This window comes from Cedecea sp. FDAARGOS_727 (assembly GCF_012273235.1).
GTDB lineage: Bacteria > Pseudomonadota > Gammaproteobacteria > Enterobacterales > Enterobacteriaceae > Cedecea > Cedecea davisae.
Window position 1 is genome coordinate 2,875,305 of record NZ_CP050966.1, and the last position, 19,805, is coordinate 2,895,109.

General features: G+C 55.9%; 15 protein-coding genes. 6 read left to right on the forward strand and 9 right to left on the reverse strand.

Annotation, left to right across the window (positions count from 1 at the left end; all coding sequences use genetic code 11):
• Positions 1 to 634 precede the first annotated feature (634 nt).
• The 4 genes from FOC35_RS13700 to glnB all read left to right on the forward strand — a co-directional run bounded on the left by FOC35_RS13700 (position 635) and on the right by glnB (position 4,560).
• On the forward strand, positions 635 to 2,071 hold the full coding sequence (locus FOC35_RS13700) for a sensor histidine kinase (protein ID WP_371810693.1): 1,437 nt from the start codon (positions 635 to 637) through the stop codon (positions 2,069 to 2,071).
• Positions 2,064 to 2,822, forward strand: a complete 759-nt coding sequence (gene qseG / locus FOC35_RS13705) for a two-component system QseEF-associated lipoprotein QseG (protein ID WP_172569174.1) — start codon at positions 2,064 to 2,066, stop codon at positions 2,820 to 2,822. The genes FOC35_RS13700 and qseG overlap by 8 nt, the downstream gene beginning before the upstream one ends.
• Entirely contained in the window at positions 2,819 to 4,156 is a 1,338-nt protein-coding gene (gene glrR / locus FOC35_RS13710; RefSeq protein ID WP_016537783.1) for a two-component system response regulator GlrR, read from the forward strand. The genes qseG and glrR overlap by 4 nt, the downstream gene beginning before the upstream one ends.
• Positions 4,157 to 4,221: 65 nt before the next feature.
• Positions 4,222 to 4,560, forward strand: a complete 339-nt coding sequence (gene glnB, locus FOC35_RS13715) for a nitrogen regulatory protein P-II (protein WP_002438074.1) — start codon at positions 4,222 to 4,224, stop codon at positions 4,558 to 4,560.
• A gap of 83 nt (positions 4,561 to 4,643) precedes the next feature.
• Here the strand turns inward: glnB and hmpA are convergent, their stop codons facing one another.
• Entirely contained in the window at positions 4,644 to 5,834 is a 1,191-nt protein-coding gene (hmpA, locus tag FOC35_RS13720) for an NO-inducible flavohemoprotein (protein ID WP_172569175.1), read from the reverse strand.
• Positions 5,835 to 6,163: 329 nt separating this feature from the next.
• On the opposite strand from hmpA, the gene glyA reads away from it, so the two are divergent.
• A complete protein-coding gene (glyA, locus tag FOC35_RS13725) occupies positions 6,164 to 7,417 on the forward strand; it encodes a serine hydroxymethyltransferase (protein ID WP_172569176.1) in 1,254 nt (417 codons plus the stop codon).
• 48 nt (positions 7,418 to 7,465) lie between these two features.
• On the opposite strand, the gene FOC35_RS13730 is transcribed toward glyA, so the two are convergent.
• From FOC35_RS13730 to FOC35_RS13765, 8 genes are all read right to left on the reverse strand, one after another.
• Positions 7,466 to 8,065 (reverse strand): SIS domain-containing protein, encoded by a 600-nt coding sequence (locus tag FOC35_RS13730; RefSeq protein WP_172569177.1) that lies wholly within the window; start codon positions 8,063 to 8,065, stop codon positions 7,466 to 7,468.
• On the reverse strand, positions 8,062 to 9,699 hold the full coding sequence (locus FOC35_RS13735; protein WP_172569178.1) for an FGGY-family carbohydrate kinase: 1,638 nt from the start codon (positions 9,697 to 9,699) through the stop codon (positions 8,062 to 8,064). The genes FOC35_RS13730 and FOC35_RS13735 overlap by 4 nt, the downstream gene beginning before the upstream one ends.
• 16 nt (positions 9,700 to 9,715) lie before the next feature.
• On the reverse strand, positions 9,716 to 10,669 hold the full coding sequence (locus FOC35_RS13740) for an ABC transporter permease (RefSeq protein ID WP_039898644.1): 954 nt from the start codon (positions 10,667 to 10,669) through the stop codon (positions 9,716 to 9,718).
• Position 10,670: 1 nt separating this feature from the next.
• On the reverse strand, positions 10,671 to 11,660 hold the full coding sequence (locus tag FOC35_RS13745) for an ABC transporter permease (protein WP_172569179.1): 990 nt from the start codon (positions 11,658 to 11,660) through the stop codon (positions 10,671 to 10,673).
• Positions 11,653 to 13,152, reverse strand: a complete 1,500-nt coding sequence (locus tag FOC35_RS13750; protein WP_172569180.1) for a sugar ABC transporter ATP-binding protein — start codon at positions 13,150 to 13,152, stop codon at positions 11,653 to 11,655. The genes FOC35_RS13745 and FOC35_RS13750 overlap by 8 nt, the downstream gene beginning before the upstream one ends.
• Positions 13,153 to 13,258: 106 nt before the next feature.
• The gene (locus FOC35_RS13755; RefSeq protein WP_016537774.1) at positions 13,259 to 14,242 is read right to left on the reverse strand and encodes an autoinducer 2 ABC transporter substrate-binding protein; all 984 of its coding nucleotides are present in this window, start codon (positions 14,240 to 14,242) and stop codon (positions 13,259 to 13,261) included.
• Between the two features lie 396 nt (positions 14,243 to 14,638).
• Positions 14,639 to 15,061: a DoxX family protein gene (locus FOC35_RS13760; RefSeq protein WP_039898637.1), complete on the reverse strand. Its 423-nt coding sequence runs from the start codon at positions 15,059 to 15,061 to the stop codon at positions 14,639 to 14,641.
• A gap of 118 nt (positions 15,062 to 15,179) precedes the next feature.
• Positions 15,180 to 16,373 carry an ROK family protein gene (locus FOC35_RS13765; protein ID WP_172569181.1) on the reverse strand — a complete coding sequence of 398 codons (1,194 nt, stop codon included), beginning with the start codon at positions 16,371 to 16,373 and terminating at the stop codon, positions 15,180 to 15,182.
• 115 nt (positions 16,374 to 16,488) lie between these two features.
• Here FOC35_RS13765 and FOC35_RS13770 point away from each other — a divergent pair, with 115 nt between their 5' ends.
• On the forward strand, positions 16,489 to 19,761 hold the full coding sequence (locus FOC35_RS13770) for a DUF5107 domain-containing protein (RefSeq protein WP_172569182.1): 3,273 nt from the start codon (positions 16,489 to 16,491) through the stop codon (positions 19,759 to 19,761).
• Positions 19,762 to 19,805: the final 44 nt, after the last annotated feature.

A 19,805-nucleotide genomic window follows, 5' to 3' on the forward strand; every position in this document is an offset into this window, starting at 1 on the left:
CCCTTAAAGGGAGAGGGGGAAAAGAAGGGGAACAAACTAAAGCTCCGATCCAGTTCCCTCCTTTTGTGAGGCAGGTACCAAGCAAAAGCTCCGATCCAGTTCCCTCGCCCCTTTGGGGAGAGGGTTAGGGTGAGGGGCTTTTTTTGTCACTAAATCCCGACACCTCTGCTTTTATCGTGTCTCCAATTGGAGACATTTAACTTGTTGATTTTAAATGCTATAAAAAATCAATCATTAAGGTGTTGTGGATTGGCGACATTGAGGTGAAAAAAACACCAGAATATATCTTCGATTTAAATCTTTAATTGCATTTAAAAACAATGCATTAATGTACATCTATCCAGGTTGGCATAATTACTGCTATATAACGTCCAGTGGCTCATTCAATTTCTTATGTCAGCGTCTTTTCAGACAGACTACATAAACCGCCGAATGACGCACAAAAAGGTGCCTGCCGTCCGACTTTTGATAAATGCCTTCTGGCTTATCATGCTCCGGGCGAAACGTTGAGTAAGGCGCCGCCTAATTTCACAGCAAAGGCAGGGTTTTTTACCCTGCCTTTGTCGTTTCTGATAAACGTGCCTTCCAACCATTCGCAATCGCGGCTAGCATCGTGTCATACAGGTAATGTGAGATGAAGCTATTGAACCAGTGGCATTTTTTCCCGCGCTCTCTGCGCCAGCTCGTCATGATGGCCTTTTTACTGGTGCTCGTGCCGCTGCTGGTCCTCGCCTGGCAGGCGTGGCAGAGTCTGAACGCCCTTAGCGCCCAGGCCGCGCTCACCAACAGAACCACGCTGATTGATGCCCGCCGCAGCGAAGCGATGACCAATATCGCGTTGGAAATGGAACGCAGCTACAGACAATACTGCGTGCTGGACGATGCTCGCCTGGCGGAGCTTTACCAGGAGCAGCGGCAGCGCTATGCCCAGATGCTTGAAGCCCACTCATCGGTATTACCTGACCCCAAACTTTATCAATCACTCGGCCAGTCATTGAGCGGCCTCGCTACGCTGAAGTGCAAAAACAGCGGACCGGAGGCTCAGGCGGCAGGCCAGCTTGAACAGTTCGCCGCCGCTAACGCAGAAATGGTGCAGGCTACCCGTACCGTCGTGTTCTCACGCGGGCAGCAGCTACAGCAGGAAATTGCCGAACGCGGGCAGTTCTTCGGCTGGCAGGCGCTGGTGCTTTTCCTGCTCAGCCTCGGGCTGGTGATTATCTTTACCCGTATGATTATCGGCCCGGTTAAGGGTATTGAGCGGATGATCAACCGCCTCGGTGAGGGACGAACGCTCGGCAATAGCGAAGTGTTCAAGGGGCCAAAAGAGCTGCGCTCGGTCGGGCAGCGTATTGTCTGGCTTAGCGAGCGCCTTGCGTGGCTTGAATCCCAGCGGCACGAATTTTTGCGCCACCTTTCTCACGAATTAAAAACCCCGCTTGCCAGTATGCGGGAGGGAACCGAGCTGCTGGCAGACCAGGTCGCCGGGCCGCTTAATGCCGACCAAAAAGAAGTGGTCGAAATCCTCGATAACAGCAGCCGTCATCTACAAAAATTGATTGAGCAACTGTTGGATTACAACCGCAAGCTGGCGGACGGGGCGGTTACGCTCGACAGGGTTGATGTGGGGCCGATAGCGGAAATGGTTATTGCCGCTCACAGTCTTCCGGCGCGAGCTAAAATGATGCATACCGAGTTAAATCTCAGCCCTAAAGCCTGCCTTGCCGAACCGACGCTGCTGATGAGCGTGCTGGACAATCTCTACTCCAATGCGGTGCACTATGGGAGTGAATCCGGTAACATTTATCTAAGAAGCTCGCAGTCAGGAGCGATGCTTTATATCGAAGTGGCGAATACCGGCCAGCCGATCCCCGAGACGGAGCGCGAAATGATCTTTGAGCCGTTCTACCAGGGCAGCCATCAGCGTAAGGGGTCGGTAAAAGGCAGCGGGTTGGGGTTGAGCATCGCCAGAGATTGTATCCGGCGCATGAACGGCCAGCTTAACCTGATTAGCGATAACAGCGCGGAAGTCTGCTTCCGCATCGAATTACCGGTTTTCCCTGAGAATGATTAAAACGATGAAAACACTTTTATTGCGTGAGCCGCGCCGCGGGGCTTTGCCTCGCCTTATTTATTGGGTTTCCGGCATGCTGGCAGGTGCGGCATTATTAACCGGATGTGCCCCGGCGAAGGTGTCGAACAGCCACGACGAGGTTCACAATGCGCATATCCCGGAACAACAAATCCCCGACTACCTGTCCACGGATTGCAGTGAAATCTGGGAACTGACGGGGCATGATGTCATTACCAACCCGCTTTATTGGCTGCGTGGCATGGATTGTGCCCAGCGTCTGCCTCCGGCTGAAGCGCGAGCCGAAGCCCGGCGTTGGCCTGCGGAAACCTGGCAGGATACCTTTAAGCGCGGCATCCTGCTTTCAACCGCGAAAATTACCCCCACCGAACGCCGTCGTTATATGACGCAGCTCGACACAATGACTCACGAAGTGCCGCTCCAGGTTCGTTCCTTGTATGAAATCTGGCGCGACGGTCAGTCCTCATTGCTGAAGCTTTCCGATGAGCGCACCCGCTACAGCAAGCTGCAACAGTCCACCGACGGCGAACTGGATACGCTGCGCGAGCAGCAGCAGCGCCTGCGAGGCCAGCTGGACCTGACCACCCGCAAGCTGGAAAATCTGACCGACATAGAACGTCAGCTTTCCAGCCGCAAGCCGGGTAGCAGCCTCGCGCCGGACACTCACAGCAACGATGACAATGACGACGGCAGCAGCGCAACAGACAAACCGCAGCAGGAGGCAAAACCATGACGCAGAGGAAACCCGCGCGCTTATTGCTGGTGGACGACGACCCCGGCCTGTTAAAGCTTCTGGGCATGCGCCTTTCCAGCGAGGGCTACACCGTTACAACCGCTGAAAGCGGAGCCGAAGGCCTGAAAGTACTGGGGCGTGAAAAAATAGACCTGGTGATAAGCGACCTGAGGATGGACGAAATGGACGGCATGGCGCTGTTCGCGGAGATCCAAAAGGGGCAGCCCGGTATGCCGGTTATCATTCTCACCGCTCACGGTTCGATTCCTGACGCAGTAGCCGCCACGCAGCAGGGCGTGTTCAGCTTCCTCACCAAACCGGTGGATAAAGACGCGCTTTACCAGGCGATAGACAATGCTCTGGAGCACACGGTCATCGCCGGGGATGACATGTGGCGCGACACCATCGTCACCCGCAGCCCGATAATGCAGCGGCTGCTGGAGCAGGCGCGCATGGTGGCGCAGTCCGACGTTAGCGTGCTGATTAACGGCCAGAGCGGCACCGGGAAAGAGATCCTCGCCCAGGCAATACACAATGCCAGCCCGCGCAGCAAAAAAGCCTTTATCGCGATCAACTGCGGAGCGCTGCCGGAGCAATTACTGGAGTCCGAGCTTTTCGGCCATGCCCGTGGCGCCTTTACCGGCGCGGTCAGCAGCCGTGAAGGGCTGTTCCAGGCTGCTGAAGGCGGTACGCTGTTCCTCGACGAAATTGGCGATATGCCGATCCCGCTGCAGGTCAAACTGCTGCGCGTTCTACAGGAGCGCAAGGTTCGCCCGCTGGGCAGCAACCGCGACCTGGATATCGACGTGCGAATTATTTCTGCAACCCACCGTGATTTGCCGAAGGCGATGGAACGCGGCGAATTCCGTGAAGATTTGTTCTACCGCCTGAACGTGGTGAACCTGAAAATACCGGCGCTGCACGAGCGTGGGGAAGACATCCCGCTGCTGGCTAACCATCTATTGCGCCAGTCGGCGGACAGACATAAGCCGTTTGTTCGCAGTTTTTCCACCGATGCGATGAAGCGCCTGATGGCGGCAAGCTGGCCCGGTAACGTGCGCCAGCTGGTCAACGTGATTGAGCAGTGCGTGGCGCTGACCTCGGCTCCCGTCATCAGCGAAGCGCTGGTGGAACAGGCGCTGGAAGGCGAAAACACCGCGCTCCCGACCTTTGTCGAGGCGCGTAACCAGTTCGAGCTAAACTATCTGCGTAAGCTGCTGCAAATCACCAGGGGCAACGTGACCCATGCGGCGAGAATGGCAGGCCGTAACCGGACCGAATTTTATAAATTACTGGCCAGGCATGAACTAGAGGCCAATGACTTTAAAGAGTAGGCTGTGATAGTGTGAGCAACCGATTACTAACACGATAAGACCGGCGCGGGGAAACCAGTAATACCATGAAAAAAATTGATGCGATTATTAAACCGTTCAAACTGGACGATGTACGTGAAGCGCTGGCTGAAGTTGGCATTACCGGCATGACGGTAACCGAAGTTAAAGGCTTTGGCCGTCAGAAAGGGCACACCGAGCTGTACCGCGGTGCCGAGTATATGGTGGACTTCCTGCCGAAAGTAAAAATTGAAATCGTGGTCACCGACGATATCGTCGATACCTGCGTCGACACCATTATCCGTACCGCGCAGACCGGTAAAATTGGCGACGGTAAGATTTTTGTGTTCGACGTGGCGCGCGTGGTGCGTATTCGTACCGGCGAAGAAGACGACGCGGCGATTTGATGTAGATTTTTACCCTCACTCCTGGACAGGTCCTGTCCTTTGCCCCCTCGCCCCTTTGGGGAGAGGGGACTGTAAGGGTAGGGTTACATCACTTTATGCGGGCCAAAACATTCATAGTGAATGCGGTCTTTATCCACGCCAATTTTCACCAGCTGTTCAGCGGCAAAACGCATAAAGTTGATCGGGCCGCATAGGTAAAACTGCATTGCCGGGTCGCTTAGTTTTCCTTCCTCGGCCAGCAAATCCATTAAGCCTTCGCGGGTAAAACGGGCCTGTTCGCGGTCTTTATCCGACGGCACGCGATACCAAACGTGGCTTTCAAAACGTGGCAGTTTTGCACCCAGCGCCGCTACCTCGTCGCTAAAAGCATGTACGTCGCCATGTTCGGCGGCATGCAGCCAGTTAACCTGCGCCTGATGGCCGCTACCCGCCAGCGTGTCGAGCATTGCCAGCATAGGCGTTTGGCCCACACCCGCGGAAATCAGCGTCACCGGCGTGCCGCTCTCCACGCTCATAAAGAAATCACCGGCCGGGGCAGCCAGATGAACTTTATCGCCGGGCTGAGCATGATTGTGCAGCCAGTTAGAAACCATGCCTTTGTCTTCGCGCTTAACGGCGATGCGATAACTTTTACCGTTCGGCTGGCGGGTTAATGAATACTGGCGAATTTCCTGATGCGGGAAACCTTCCGGCTTCAGCCAGATGCCCAGATACTGGCCCGGTTGATAGTCCGCCACGAGGCCGCCGTCTACCGGAGCCAGCTCAAAGCTGGTGATAAGCGAGCTTTGCGGCTCCTTAGCCACGATGGTAAACGGACGAGTGCCTTCCCAGCCGCCTTTTTTAGCGGCGTTATCCTGATAAATTTCTGACTCGCGGGTAATAAACACCCCGGCCAGCACGCCGTAAGCTTTGCCCCAAGCGTCCAGCACTTCCTGGCCCGGGCTGAACAGCTCGTCCAGCGTTGCCAGCAGGTGGCCGCCAACAATGTCGTATTGCTCAGGTTTAATCTGGAATGTGGTGTGCTTCTGGGCGATTTTTTCTACCGCAGGCAGCAGGGTGGCAAGATTCTCAATATTTGCAGCGTAGGCGCAAATAGCGTTGAACAGCGCTTCACGCTGGTCGCCGTTGCGCTGGTTGCTCATGTTAAAAATCTCTTTCAGCTCCGGGTTATGGCTGAACATCCGGTCGTAAAAATGTGCGGTAAGTTTCGGCCCGGTTGCGGCCAGCAATGGGATAGTAGATTTAACAACGGCGATGGTTTGTGCATCTAGCATGGCGTTCTCCATAAACAGCGGGATTTATAAAGTGTATTTAAAATGCATGTTATAGAAATAGACCTATGTTGTAAATGGGTTATCGTTGTTAACGACTGGCGTCACAGAACATGAAAAATGCGCATCTTGCTGATGAAGAAATATCCGGCTAAATGGCGCTTATTTTATTGCCTGAAACCCTTATCTCATGCATGAGTAATCGTTTGCGTAAAAACCTCAATCAAGCCCTATCACCGGGAAGGGTTTCGGTTTACACTGTTGCCCGTCGCCCAAAAGGGCACCCTCATTGCCGTAAAAATTTTTACCGTTAGCTGAGTCAGGAGATGCGAATGTTAAAGCGTGAAATGAACATTGCCGATTACGATCCAGAATTGTGGCAGGCCATGGAGCAAGAAAAAGTACGTCAGGAAGAGCACATTGAACTGATCGCCTCCGAAAACTACACCAGCCCGCGCGTTATGCAGGCGCAGGGTTCTCAGCTGACCAACAAGTACGCTGAAGGCTATCCGGGTAAACGTTACTACGGCGGCTGCGAATACGTTGATATCGTTGAGCAACTGGCCATTGACCGTGCGAAAAAGCTGTTTGGCGCCGATTACGCCAACGTACAGCCGCACTCTGGCTCCCAGGCTAACTTCGCGGTGTACACCGCGCTGCTGCAACCGGGCGATACCGTTCTGGGTATGAACCTGGCGCAGGGCGGCCACCTGACTCACGGCTCCCCGGTTAACTTCTCCGGCAAGCTGTACAACATCATCCCTTACGGTATTGATGAGTCCGGTAAAATTGACTACGAAGACATGGCGAAGCAGGCTAAAGAGCACAAACCGAAGATGATCATCGGCGGCTTCTCGGCTTATTCCGGCATTGTTGACTGGGCAAAAATGCGTGAAATCGCAGACAGCATCGGTGCTTACCTGTTCGTTGACATGGCGCACGTTGCGGGTCTGATCGCCGCAGACGTTTATCCGAACCCGGTTCCACACGCTCACGTTGTGACCACGACCACCCACAAAACCCTGGCGGGTCCACGCGGTGGCCTGATCCTGGCGAAGGGCGGCGACGAAGATCTCTACAAAAAACTGAACTCTGCCGTATTCCCAAGCGCGCAGGGCGGCCCACTGATGCACGTTATCGCGGCGAAAGCCGTAGCGCTGAAAGAAGCGATGGAGCCAGAGTTCAAAGTTTACCAGCAGCAGGTTGCTAAGAACGCTAAAGCTATGGTTGAAGTGTTCCTCGACCGTGGCTACAAAGTGGTCTCCGGCGGCACTGAAAACCACCTGTTCCTGCTGGATCTGGTTGATAAAAACCTGACCGGTAAAGAAGCTGACGCTGCCCTGGGCCGCGCCAACATCACCGTGAACAAAAACAGCGTGCCGAACGATCCTAAGAGCCCGTTTGTGACCTCCGGTATCCGTATCGGCAGCCCGTCCGTCACCCGCCGCGGCTTCAAAGAAGCGGAAGTGAAAGAGCTGGCTGGCTGGATGTGTGACATCCTGGACAGCATCAACGACGAAGCCGTGATTGAACGCACCAAACAGAAAGTGCTGGATATCTGCGCTCGTTTCCCGGTTTACGCGTAATCGCTAAACTGGATTGAGAAAAGGCTTCCTTCGGGAAGCCTTTTTTATTTACTGCTGCTTTCGCAGCGTCAGCCCGACGTCTCCGCCGGGATGCACCGCCAGCAACCTCTCCTTCGAATAGCCGCTCTCGCTCATCAGGCAGGCGCAGGCCGCATCAAAAATGGCCAGCACCAGAATAATCGAGGTCGTCGCCAGCATGTTAAGCGGATCCATTTCGTTCTTTACCCCGGTGGAGATAACCAGCCTGGACGCTTTGGCTATAGCTGAACCCGGATTTTCGGTCACGCTAACAAGCGGCACATTTCTGGAAGCCAGCCCCGGCAATAGGCGGGTCAGCTCGTCTGAATTCCCGCCGCGGGAAAGCATTATCATCAGGTCATCTTCACGTAAAAACCCGAGATCGCCGTGGGCCGCGTCGGTGGCGTTGAGGTAAATAGCCGGGCGCTCAACGCAGGCCAGCATATGGGCAATTTTTCGCGCCGCAATGCCGGACGTGCCGACGCCGGTGACCACTATCTTGCCTTTGCAGTTTCTGATTTCCGCCAGCAAAGCCTGCCATAGCGGCTCACTCAGATGCTGCTCCAGAGCCGCCAGCTCCCGGCTGCAAACGCTCCAGGCCTGGGTTGCCTGCTGCCAGGACTCGCTCATGCTTCCTCCTGCATCAGCTGGCGGTATTTCATATGGTCGAGATACATCTCGTGGAACACCTTATATTTGCGGTCGTAATATTGCTTGATGCGGTTGGTCTGCGGCGTAACCGTTTTGCCGATGCGGCTCATCACCGACATGGCTTCAGGGAACGAGTCGAACACGCCCGCAGCCACGGTGCCCATCATGGCGCTGCCCAGCAGCATGGCCTCGCTCTCTTCCGGCAGTAACATGGCGCACCCGGTCGCGTTGGCATGTTCCTGGACGAAAATTGGGTTTTTAGTGCCGCCGCCGCTCGCCATAATGGTGTCGATGGTGTAACCGCTTTGGTTCATGGTCTCAATAATATGGCGCGTGCCGAGCGCGATGGCCTGAATGGTTGCCAGATACTGAAGCGCCATATCCTCCGGCGTGCGGGAAAGCTTAAGCCCGCTGATAACGCCGGTCAGCGTTGGGTTGGCGCGCGGCGAACGGTTGCCGTGGAAGTAGGGCAGAATATGCATATCGCGGGTCAGAAAGGCGATGTTCTCCGGCTCTCCGGCCATTTTCCGCAGCAGGGCGTTCAGCTGCTCATAAATGGTATGCCCCTGGGCTTTGGCCTGCGCCTGCATTGCGTCATAGCAAGGGTGCGACTGAATAATATGGTCGATAAGCGCCCCGGTAGCCGACTGGCCGCCTTCGTTAAGCCAGTAGCCGGGCAGCACCGCCGAATAGTAAGGCCCCCAGACGCCGTTGATAAAACGCGCCTCTTTTGAGATAGCCATATGGCCGGTTGACGTTCCGCCAATCAGCGCGACACGGCGGTCAAAATCAGCCACTTCACCCGTTACGCCGCAGGCGCCCAGCGTGCCGAGCGTGCCCGCGTGGGCATCAATAATCGATACGCTGACGGCGGTTCCGGCAATCAGGCCCATTTCGCTGGCGGCGCGCTGGGTCAGACCGTGGCCCAGCGGCTCACCCATGGTTTTGACGTAGCGGCCGATTTTTTCCGCATCGTGCTCCAGCAGGTCTTCCAGCCCGATCTGGCGGAAATAGCTGCTGTCCCATTTATCTTCGTGGCCCATATAGGTCCATTTGCAGACCGTCGAGCAGAGCGAGCGGGTGTCGTCCCCGGTGGCTCGCCAGGTCAGAAAGTCCGGCAGGTCAAAATAGTAACCGGCATTCGACCAGCTGTTCGGCATATGCTGCTTCAGCCACAGTAGCTTCGGCGTCTGCATTTCCGGCGAGATAATGCCGCCAACGTAGTCCAGCACCCGGTGGTGCAGGGCATTAATGCGATCGGCCTGGGCGATCGCGCGGTGATCCATCCAGACGATGATGTTCTGCTCGCTGCGCCCGGACGGGCTAACGGTCAGCGGTTTACCTTCTTTATCCAGCACCACCAGCGAACAGGTGGCGTCGAAGCCAAGGCCTTTAACCTGAATCGGGTTGATGTCCGCCTGGTTCACCGCGTCGCGTACTGCATTACAGACCGCCTGCCAGATGTTGTCTGAGGATTGCTCAACAAAATCAGCCTGCGGGCGGTAAATTTCGATGCTCCGGCTTGCCTCGCCCACCATTCTGCCGTTCAGGTCAAACACGCCCGCCCGGGCGCTTCCCGTCCCAACGTCCACCCCAATGAAGTAACTCGCCATAATGATTCTCCTGAATTCAGGCTTTACGATTCTGTAATGCGATAAAGAGGATCAGCACCGCGCCCCAGAGCGCCATGGTCAGATAGCTGCTGATCCCCAGCAAGTTAAAGCCGCTTTCCAGCATTTGCAGCACAATCAGCGCCAGCACCAGGCCGATGATGCGGCCAAAACCGCCGTCCGGATTGATGCCGCCCAGCACCGAAGCAAGGATGGTCACCAGCAGGTAAGATTCGCCGTATCCGGCCTTAGCCGAGTTGAATTTTGCCATCATTAAAATGGCGGCCACCCAGCCGAGTAGCGCGGAAATGATGTACACAGAAATCTGCACCCGCACGGTGTTCACGCCGCTAAAGCGCGTAGCCTGTTCGTTTGAGCCGACAAGATAGAGGCTGCGGCCGAGCGTGGTGTGCTCAAGCAGCACCCAAAGCAGAACCGCAACCAGCAGGAACAGCAGCAGGGCGACGGGAATACCAAGAATTGAGGCATTGCCAAGATACTGAATCGCCGCCGGGAAGCCGGAAATCACCGTCCCGTTAGAGAGCAAAATATTGAGGCCGGAAATCAGCGTCATGGTCCCCAGCGTGGCGAGGATAGGCGAGACGCCAACCCACGCAATCAGCGCCCCGTTCAGCGTGCCGATAGCCACGGCGACCGCTATACCGGCCAGCATTGCCAGAGCAAAAAACAGAGGATTATCAGGATGGCTGACGATAACCGCCGCCATTGCCAGCGAGCAGGCGTTAGCCCCGGCGATAATCGACAGGTTAATGCCGCCGGTGAGCATCGTCATTCCCATGCCCAGCGCCAGCATCCCGAGGATCGGCAATTGTGAGCCGATGGACTGGAAGTTAGCGAGGCTAAAGAAGCGCCCGCCAAGCAGCAGGGAGAAGGCCAGGGCCACCGCAATAATGATTGCGCACTGCAGCCGGATGATGGCGTCACCGGGTAAAAATCTGGCGAAGGTCTTCATCTTAAAGCTCCCTTGCGAGTTTGCGTTTTTCATTCCAGGCCGTTGCGCTGATGCTGACCAGGATAATTACGCCGCTGAATACGGCATGCCAGTATGAAGAGACGCTAAGCAGCGTCAGGCCGTTTTGCAGGAAGGCCAGCAGGATAACGCCCAGCAGCGTGCCGGTTAGCGTACCGCGCCCGCCCGTCATGCTGGTTCCGCCCAGCACGACCGCCGCCAGTACGGTCAGCTCAAAACCGAGCAGCGAATTAGGCGCAACGGACTGGGTAATCTGCGCCTGAACCACCGCGGCAACCCCGGCGAGAATGCCCATATATCCGTAGACATAAAAATGCAGTTTCAGCAGGTTCATCCCCAGGCGAGAAGCTGCCTCGCGGTTACCGCCCATGGCATAAATCTGGCGGCCAAGGCGCGTGTAGTTCATCAATACGGCGGTAAAGATAATCACCGCTGCGAGGCACAAGAGCGGCAGAGTAAGTCCGTACTGATAGCCGTCTTTGGCGGTGAAAGAGAACCAGTTGATGCCGTTCATAAACCAGTCGGGGAAGCCGTACAGCCACGTCCCTTTCGTGAGATAAACCAGCAGGCCGTAATAGAGGTTCAGCGTGGCGATGGTAATAATAATCGCCGGCACACGGAGCCAGTAAACCAGGAAGCCGTTGATAAGCCCGAGCAGTAGCCCGACGGCAATCGAGAGGACCAGCGCCAGCGCAAAGTTACCGCCGTGGGCGATAACCCAACTCGCCATCACGTACTGCGCGATTGCGGTCATCGCCGGGAAGGAAATATCAATCCCCCCGGAGATAAGCACCACAAACAGGCCGCAGGCCAGAATGCCGAGAATGGCGTAGCTTGTGGCAACGTCCGTTATGTTACCCAGCGATAAAAATTCGTCGGTACTGATGCTAAGACCCACGGCCAGGGCGACGACCAGAAGCCCCAACCAGAATTCATGTTGCCCGGCCAGGCGGGAGAGACGAGGGCTATTCATTGACTACCTCAGCAATTTCCTGTTCGCTACAGCGGTGAGGATTAAACTCCGCTACCAGCTCGCCCCGGCGCATCACCAGCACGCGGTGGCTGTTGTAGTAAGCTTCCGGGATCTCATCGCAAATCATTAATACCGCCATCCCCTGTTCTGCGAGGTCACGGGCAATCTGGTAAATGCCCTCTTTGTTGGCGATGTCGACCCCAACCGTTGGCGAGTCGAGAATTAATATCTGCGGGCGAGTGGCTACCCATTTAGCAATGGCGATCCTTTGGGCGTTACCGCCTGAAAGGGTTTTTACCGGTAAATCGGGATCGGACACTTTGATGTTGAGTTCGCGGATCAGCGTGGCGACCAACCCGCGCGCTTTGGCATGATCCAGCAGGCCGCTGCGGGTATGGAGCTGGTCGAAAACGGTGACGATAGTGTTGTCGTAGATCGACTGCTCCATAATAAGCCCCTGGGTCAGGCGATCTTCCGAGACATAGCCAATACCCTGTTTGATCGCATCATGGTTACTGCGCAGCTTCACCGGTTTGCCATCGATCAGCATCTCTCCACTTTGCGGCTGGGTCATACCGAACAGGCTCATGCATAGCTCGGTACGGCCGGAACCAAGCAGGCCGACTATCGAGACAATTTCGCCGCCGCGCAGCGCCAGGTTTACGTTGTGGTATTTCCCCTTACGGCTTAAACCGCGCAGCTCCAGCATGGGTTGCCTGTCGAGCGGTGGTTTTTCCGGCAGCGGGCTGTAGTGGAAGCGCTGGCCGGTCATCAGGTAAGCCAGCTCGTTGCTGTCCAGCTCGCTGGCCTGCCAGGTGCCGACCAGCTTGCCGTCGCGCATCACGCTGATTCGGTCGGCAACTTCCATTACTTCGTCCAGGCGGTGGCTCACAAATACCACGCAGATGCCGTCGGCTTTGAGTTCATTAACCACGCGCAGCAGGCCATTCACCTCCTGACGTGTCAGCGAGGCGGTAGGTTCATCCATAATCACCAGCCTGGCGTCGGCGGCAATGGCTCGGCAAATGGCAACCAGCTGGCGGTCGGCTATTGAGAGCTTTTCGACCTTTTTGTCGGGATCGAGCGCCACGCCGATACGCTGCATGGCCGCCATGGCCTGCTCTCTCATCGCGCTGCGGTTTACCCACAGGCTGCCGCCCGGCTGGTAGCGGTGAATGGTAATGTTCTCGGCCACGCTGAAGTTCGGGAATAGCGAAAGATCCTGGTAAATAACCTGGATGCCGTAATGTGCCGACAGCGTCGGCGTCAGGTGATGAAACAGCTTGCCGTCGAGGGAAATTTGCGCCCCTTTTTCCGGGTGGTAAACGCCGGAAATCACTTTAATAATCGTGCTCTTACCGCAGCCGTTTTGCCCGGCCAGACAGTGGACTTCGCCTTTTTTGAGCGTCAGATTGACGTTATCCAGCGCCCGCACGCCCGGGAATTGCTTGCTGATATTCTCAAGAGTGATAAATGCGGAAGTGTCGGTCATGGGTCATACCCCTGCCGGCGCCCGGAATGGGCACCAGAAAATAATCTTTACGAGAAAGCCGGCCGAATGACCGGCGTTCCGATTCCGTGGTGTTGGCTTAAGTGCCTTAGAAACCGAGAGACTGAGCGTTATCTTTGGTGACTTCGAGGATCTTATTAAAACGGATCACTTTCTTATCCATGTCGACATCTGCCTTGCCCAAACCGTCAATGGTCAGATCTTTAGTCACGGCTTTACCCTGTAACAGCTGGTCTGCCACCGTTACCAGAGCGTAACCGGCATCTTTAGGATCCCAGAGCAGCGCTTTCTTGATGTCACCGCGCATCAGGTAAGGCGCTGCCTGGCCCGGCATTGCGATACCGACAACCGCCAGCTTATCCTTCGCACGTTTTTTCTGTACCGCCTGCCCTGCGCCGATCGGGCCGAGTGAACCAAAGCCGATCACGCCTTTCATCTGCGGATAGGTTTTCATCAGATCAAGCGTCGTGGAGTAGGATTTATCAATGCTTTCCGCCACCGGCAGGCGCGAGGTCACCTCGAACATGTCCGGGTATTTCTCTTTCTGGTACTTGATGGCGGAGTCTGCCCAGGCGTTGTGCAGCGGCACGGTCAGCGAGCCGACGTAAATGGCATAGCCGCCTTTCCCGCCCATATCTTTTGCCAGCTCGTCCATATTGGCCTGAGCGTATTTTTCGCTGTCGATGGTTTCGATATCCCACTGGCCAATTTGCTGGTCAGGCGATTCGTGGGTTAGCACCACGATGCCCTGGTCGCGGGCTTTCTTCAGCACGGGCTCCAGCACTTTAGCGTCGTTAGGCACCACGATAATGGCGTTCACTTTTTTGGCGATCAGATCCTCAATCACCTTAACCTGCTGGGCAGGATCCGGCGTTGCAGCGCCGGTCTGGTAGGCGTTAACGTTCAGTTTTTTAGCGGCTTCATTGACGCCGGTTTCCATGCGGTTGAACCACGGAATGCCGGTGACTTTCGCCACCACCGCGATTTCATATTTTTCCGCCGCGGCGGCCGTTCCGGACAACATGCATGCAGAAATCAGGGTTGCACTGAGTAAGGCGAGTTTGAATTTCATAGGTGTACCTTTTTTATTAGGGACTGAGGCATGTCACGCACAGCAGACTAGCAACGAAGGGAAGAGGGAATGAATCGCAGTTTTTTTAATTGTGATTTACGCCCATTATTGTTTGTTTTTAGATCTAATTTAGTTAATTTTGTGTTAAATATATGATGTTTTTTTAACTTTATCAGGAATGGTAGTGTTAATTTTTGTTGTTTTTACATACAAATAAATAACAATTAATAAACAATTTGCGTTAAGCGAAGCTTTTGGAGGTGAGTCTGGGTGGGAATGCGCCGAAAAAATGTTATGAAATTGTGAGCTGAAGCGAGTCAGGGGTTATTGCTGAAAGAGGGGGGAGTAATAAAAAAGCCGCACATCTGAACTGCGGCCTTTTTAGCAGGGAAATGTTTAGCGTTTATCGAGTGAGATAGCGCCCGGGCCGACCACCGCCAGCAGCAGGAACCCTGCGGCAATACTGACGTTTTTGTAGAAGTTAATCATGTTCGGCAGCACGGCATCGCCGGTCAAATTCCAGAAATGGTGGCCGATAACCGCGGTGCCGAGGGTATAAAACACAAACAAAATGGCCAGCGGGCGGGTAAAGAAGCCAAGCACAACTAACAGCGCAGCCACCACTTCCATCAGCACCGCAATAATCGCGGACAGCATCGGCAGCGGCGCACCAAGATGGGCCATATACTCAACGGTGCCGCTAAAGCCGCTGATTTTGGGAAAGCCGAAAATAATAAACAGCAGCACCAGCGCAATACGGGCAATGAGCAAAACCAAAGAACGTGACTGACCGAACTCAAAATAGCGTAGTGTGTTCATAGCGGGCTCGTTTGATGGGGGACTCAGGTTAAAGTTAATACACAAAACCTGAGCCTGCCATTGCCGCCGGGCGGGCTGCCGCTTCGTTTTTGTTAGCGAATGTTTTTTATTCTGCTTCTTACTCTTTCAGCTCTTCTTCCACATATAAATAGCCAATCCCCATGACCTGCTGGGCGCGCGTGAGCTGGCCGAAATTTATTTGCGTGGCATTGCTTTTTAACGCATCGCCATGGTCGAAGGGATTAAAGCCGATGCGCTGTTTAATGGCGTTCAGCCAGTTATCGCCAAATTCGCAACTGCGGCCATAGAACCAGATTTGGTTGATGTTGAGGATATTAAGGAAGTTATACAGGCTAAGCCCAATGGCATTGGCCGAGTCTTCAACCCAGCGAGCGACCCTTTCATCACCCGCATGTAGCGCCTGCACAAGCTGGCGCGAGGTGAGTTTTTCCGGGTCATGACGCTGCGCCTCCGGGTGCGTTTTTAGCCAGATACGGGCCTGCTTTTTTAGCGCACTTAATGAGGCAACGGTTTCCAGGCAGCCGTAGCGGCCGCAGTCGCAGGCCATGCCGTCTGGGTTCACGATGGTGTGGCCAATTTGCCCGCTGCCGTAGAGATTGCCGCGATAAATTTGCCCGTTGATGACGAACGAAGAGCCGATGCCATAATCGACGTTGAGTACGCAAAAATCCTCGCGGTTCCCGGCGTTTTGCCACTTCTCCGCCAGGGCCAGCATTACGCAGTCGTTATCCAGCAGCACATCGACCTCCAGCTTCTCTTCCAGCAGATATTTAATCTCAACCGCCTCGCGCCACGGGGCCTGAGGCATGGTCTGCGACACGCCGGTAACCGGGTCGACCTGGCCGTGAATGCCGAGCGCCAGATTGATTTTCTTCTGCGGCCAGCTTTTGCGCTGCTGGTGCCAGATGGCTTCTATCGCCGAGAGCAGGGCCTGCGGCGTGGGGGCGACAATCGACCGTCGTTCAAAATCGCCCTGCGGCGTGAGCTGCGCGCTGCATAGCTGGCTTTCAATGCTGGTGGGCGTCACGTTCATGCAGAGAATGTAGTCGCCGTCCGGCGGTATCTGATAGCTGCCGCTATTTAGCCCGCGGCTGCTGAGGTTTTCGCTGGAGTGGCTGAGTTTGCCCTCATCCACCAGCTCCTCAAGAATATTGCTGACTGCCGGAATAGACAGCCCGGTATGCTGGGCAAACTGCGATTTACTCAGCCGCTTGTGCCGCCATACCAGCTTCATCAGGGTTTGCCGATTGAGCTGGCGCACCCGCTGATTGTTGAGACCCGACTCCTGCATTTCACTAAACCTCGTTAACTATATTGCGTGAGCATTAAGCGATTAAATCATAAGCGGCTGTTTCAAACTGTCGGCAACACCCCATTCACTATTATTTGTTTACTGGAGAGTTGCTATGTACGGAGCCGTTAAAGTCTGGCAGGAAACGATCTCACTTCCCACCTGGACCACCGGAGCAGAAGATCCGAACCCGATGTTCCTGGAAAATCGCGTGTATCAGGGATCTTCCGGCGCGGTTTATCCCTACGGCGTGATAGACACCCTGACCGGCAAACGTGAAATTTGTGAGTACCAGGCGGTATGGCTGGAGAATGATTTTATTCGCGTCATGCTGCTGCCGGAGCTGGGCGGGCGCATCCACCGCGCCTGGGACAAAGTGATGCAGCGTGACTTCGTTTACTACAACGAGGTCGTTAAGCCCGCGCTGGTTGGTCTGGTTGGGCCGTGGATCTCAGGCGGGATTGAATTTAACTGGCCGCAGCATCACCGCCCGACCACGTTTATGCCGGTGGATGTGACCTTCCAGCAGCACGACAGCGGGGCACAAACCGTCTGGCTGGGTGAAGTAGAGCCGATGCGCGGCCTGCAGGTTATGACCGGATTTACGCTCTACCCGGAAAAAGCGCTGATCGAAATCACCGGCAAAGTGTTTAACGGCAACGCCACGCCGCGCCATTTCCTGTGGTGGGCCAATCCGGCGGTGAAGGGCGGCGACGAGCATCAAAGCGTATTCCCGCCTGACGTAACGGCGGTGTTCGACCACGGCAAACGCGATGTTTCGGCTTTCCCGATTGCCCACGGCACCTACTACAAAGTGGATTATTCCGCCGGGGTTGATATCTCGCGCTACAAAAATATTCCGGTGCCGACTTCTTATATGGCGGACAAGTCTGATTATGACTTCGTTGGCGCTTACCACCACGGCGAGCAGGGCGGGCTGCTGCATATTGCCGATCACCACGTTTCGCCGGGCAAAAAGCAGTGGACCTGGGGCAACTGTGATTTTGGCCTGGCCTGGGACCGCAACCTGACCGACAGCAACGGCCCTTATATTGAGCTGATGACCGGCGTGTTCACCGACAACCAGCCGGACTTCACCTGGATTGCGCCGTACGAAGAGAAAGTATTTGTGCAGAACTTCCTGCCTTATAGCGGGCTGGGCACTGTGCAAAATGCCAACACTCAGGCGGCAATCAAGCTGGAGCGGGATGGCGATGCGCTGGCGCTCGGCGTATATGCGATTGCCCCGCTGGCCGATATGACGCTGGTAATTAGCGATGGCGATGACCCACTCTGGCAGACCTCTCTTTCTCTGGCTCCGGCGGAAGTCTGGCAGCAGCGGCTGGAAGAAAGCTGGCCGCAACGCCTGACGCTCTCGCTGATTGATGCTTCCGGCGCGCTGGTGCTCGACTATTGCGAACACATTGCAAAAGAGCTGCCTCTGCCTCAGGCCGCGCAGGCTCCGGCCGGGCCGCAGCAGATTGATAATTGCGACGAACTGTACTTCATCGGCCAGCATCTGGAGCAGTACCTGCACGCCAGCCGCTCCGCCTTCGACTATTACCTGCGCGCGCTGGAAATTGACCCGCTCGACTACCGCTGCAACGTTGCGCTCGGAACGCTCGAATTTAACCGCGGCAACTGGCAAAAAGCTCAGGAATATGCGGATGCGGCTCTGGTGAGAGCCCATCGCCTGAATAAAAACCCGCAGAACGGCGATGCCAGCCAGCTGCGCGGGGCGGCAAAAGAGCGTCTCGGCGATTATGACGGCGCATTCGACGACTATTACAAGGCAAGCTGGAGCGGCAATTGCCGGGATGCGGCGTTCTATGCTCTGGCCCGGCTGGCGATGCGCAAAGGCGACACGGCCCGAGCGCTGACTCTGGTTTCACAAAGCTTGCAATTCAATGCTTCCAACAATCTGGCGATGGGGCTGAAGGCGCTGGTCCTGCAACAAAGCGGAGAGCGGGGGCAGGCGCTGGAGTGGGTAACGCAGCAGCTCGCAAGTTGGCCTTTAAGCTACGCCCTGCATTACGCCCGCTGGGCAGTCACCGGCGAGGAGCAAGACAAACTGGAACTGCTGCGGGTCACCGGGCAGCGCGGCACCAACGCCAGCGTGCTGGCGGGCTGGCTGATGAGCTTTGGCGCAGAGCATGCCGCCCGCGAGCTGCTTGAGGTGCTGGCTTCAAAAGAGGCGATGCCGCTGCTTTGGCAGGCCTCGCTGGAAAGCGACCCTCAGCGGCAGGCTCGCTATCTGTCCCAGGCTCAGCAGCAATTTGCCCTGCGGGTTCGCTTCCCCAACACGCTTGATGAGGTGCAGATGCTGATGCGTCTGCCGCAGGACGGCTTTGCTCAATATCTGCTGGGCTGCTTCTGGTACAGCAAACGCCGCTACGCTGAAGCGCTGGCTTGCTGGGAGTTCTGCGCTCGGGAGATGCCTGAATTTGCTGCGGTACAGCGCGTCCTGGCGATCCATGCCTGGAATAAGCAGCAGGACGCCCGGCGTGCCGAAGCCCTGCTCCAGCGTGCCGTTGAGCTTGAGCCGGACAACGCCCGCTTCCTGTTTGAACTCGACTTCCTGTTAAAGCTGAATGCCCGCCCAACGGCAGAACGTCTTGCCCGGCTTGAAGCGCAGCGTGACGTAGCCCTGAAGCGCGACGATCTCACCGCCGAACTGCTTAGCCTCTGGCATCAGCATGGCAAACATGAGCAGGCAGCTCGCGTGCTGGCCGAACGTAAGTTCCACCCGTGGGAAGGTGGGGAAGGGAAAGTGACCGGGCAGTATCTGATTAACCAGCAGCTGCGTGCTCTGGCGCATATCGAAAAAGGCGAGCCGGGCCTTGCTGAAGAGCTGCTCCAGCAGGCGCTGCGCTACCCGGAAAACCTCGGGGAAGGCCGCCTGGTGGGCCAGAGCGATAACGATATCTGGTATCTGCTTGGCCGCTGCGCCCAACAGCAGCAGCGTGCCGATGCCGCTAAGGCTTGCTATCGCGAGGCTCTGAAGGGCGGCCCTACGCTTGAGGCCGGGCGCTATTACAACGACCAGCCGGTGGATTATCTCTTCTACCAGGCCATGGCACAAAAGCAGCTTGGCGAGCCTGAAGCGGCGCAGCAGAAGTTCAGCGCCTTTATCGAGTGGGCGCGGCAGCACCGCGACGATGCGGTAGAACCTGATTTCTTTGCCGTCTCGCTGCCTGACCTGATTGCGCTGGATGGTAACCCACGCAGGGTGCATCTCCAGCACTGCCTTTTTGTCGAGGCGCTTGGTCATCTCGGCCTCGGCGATACCCTCGCGTTCAACCGGCTTATTGATGAGTTACTGGCGCTTAACCCGGCCCACGACAAAGCGCATCTGCTTCGTCAGGCCCTGAGCATCGGCATGTTGTGAAAATAACCAGCGGGCGACGATGAGCGCCCGCTCTCTTACCCTAC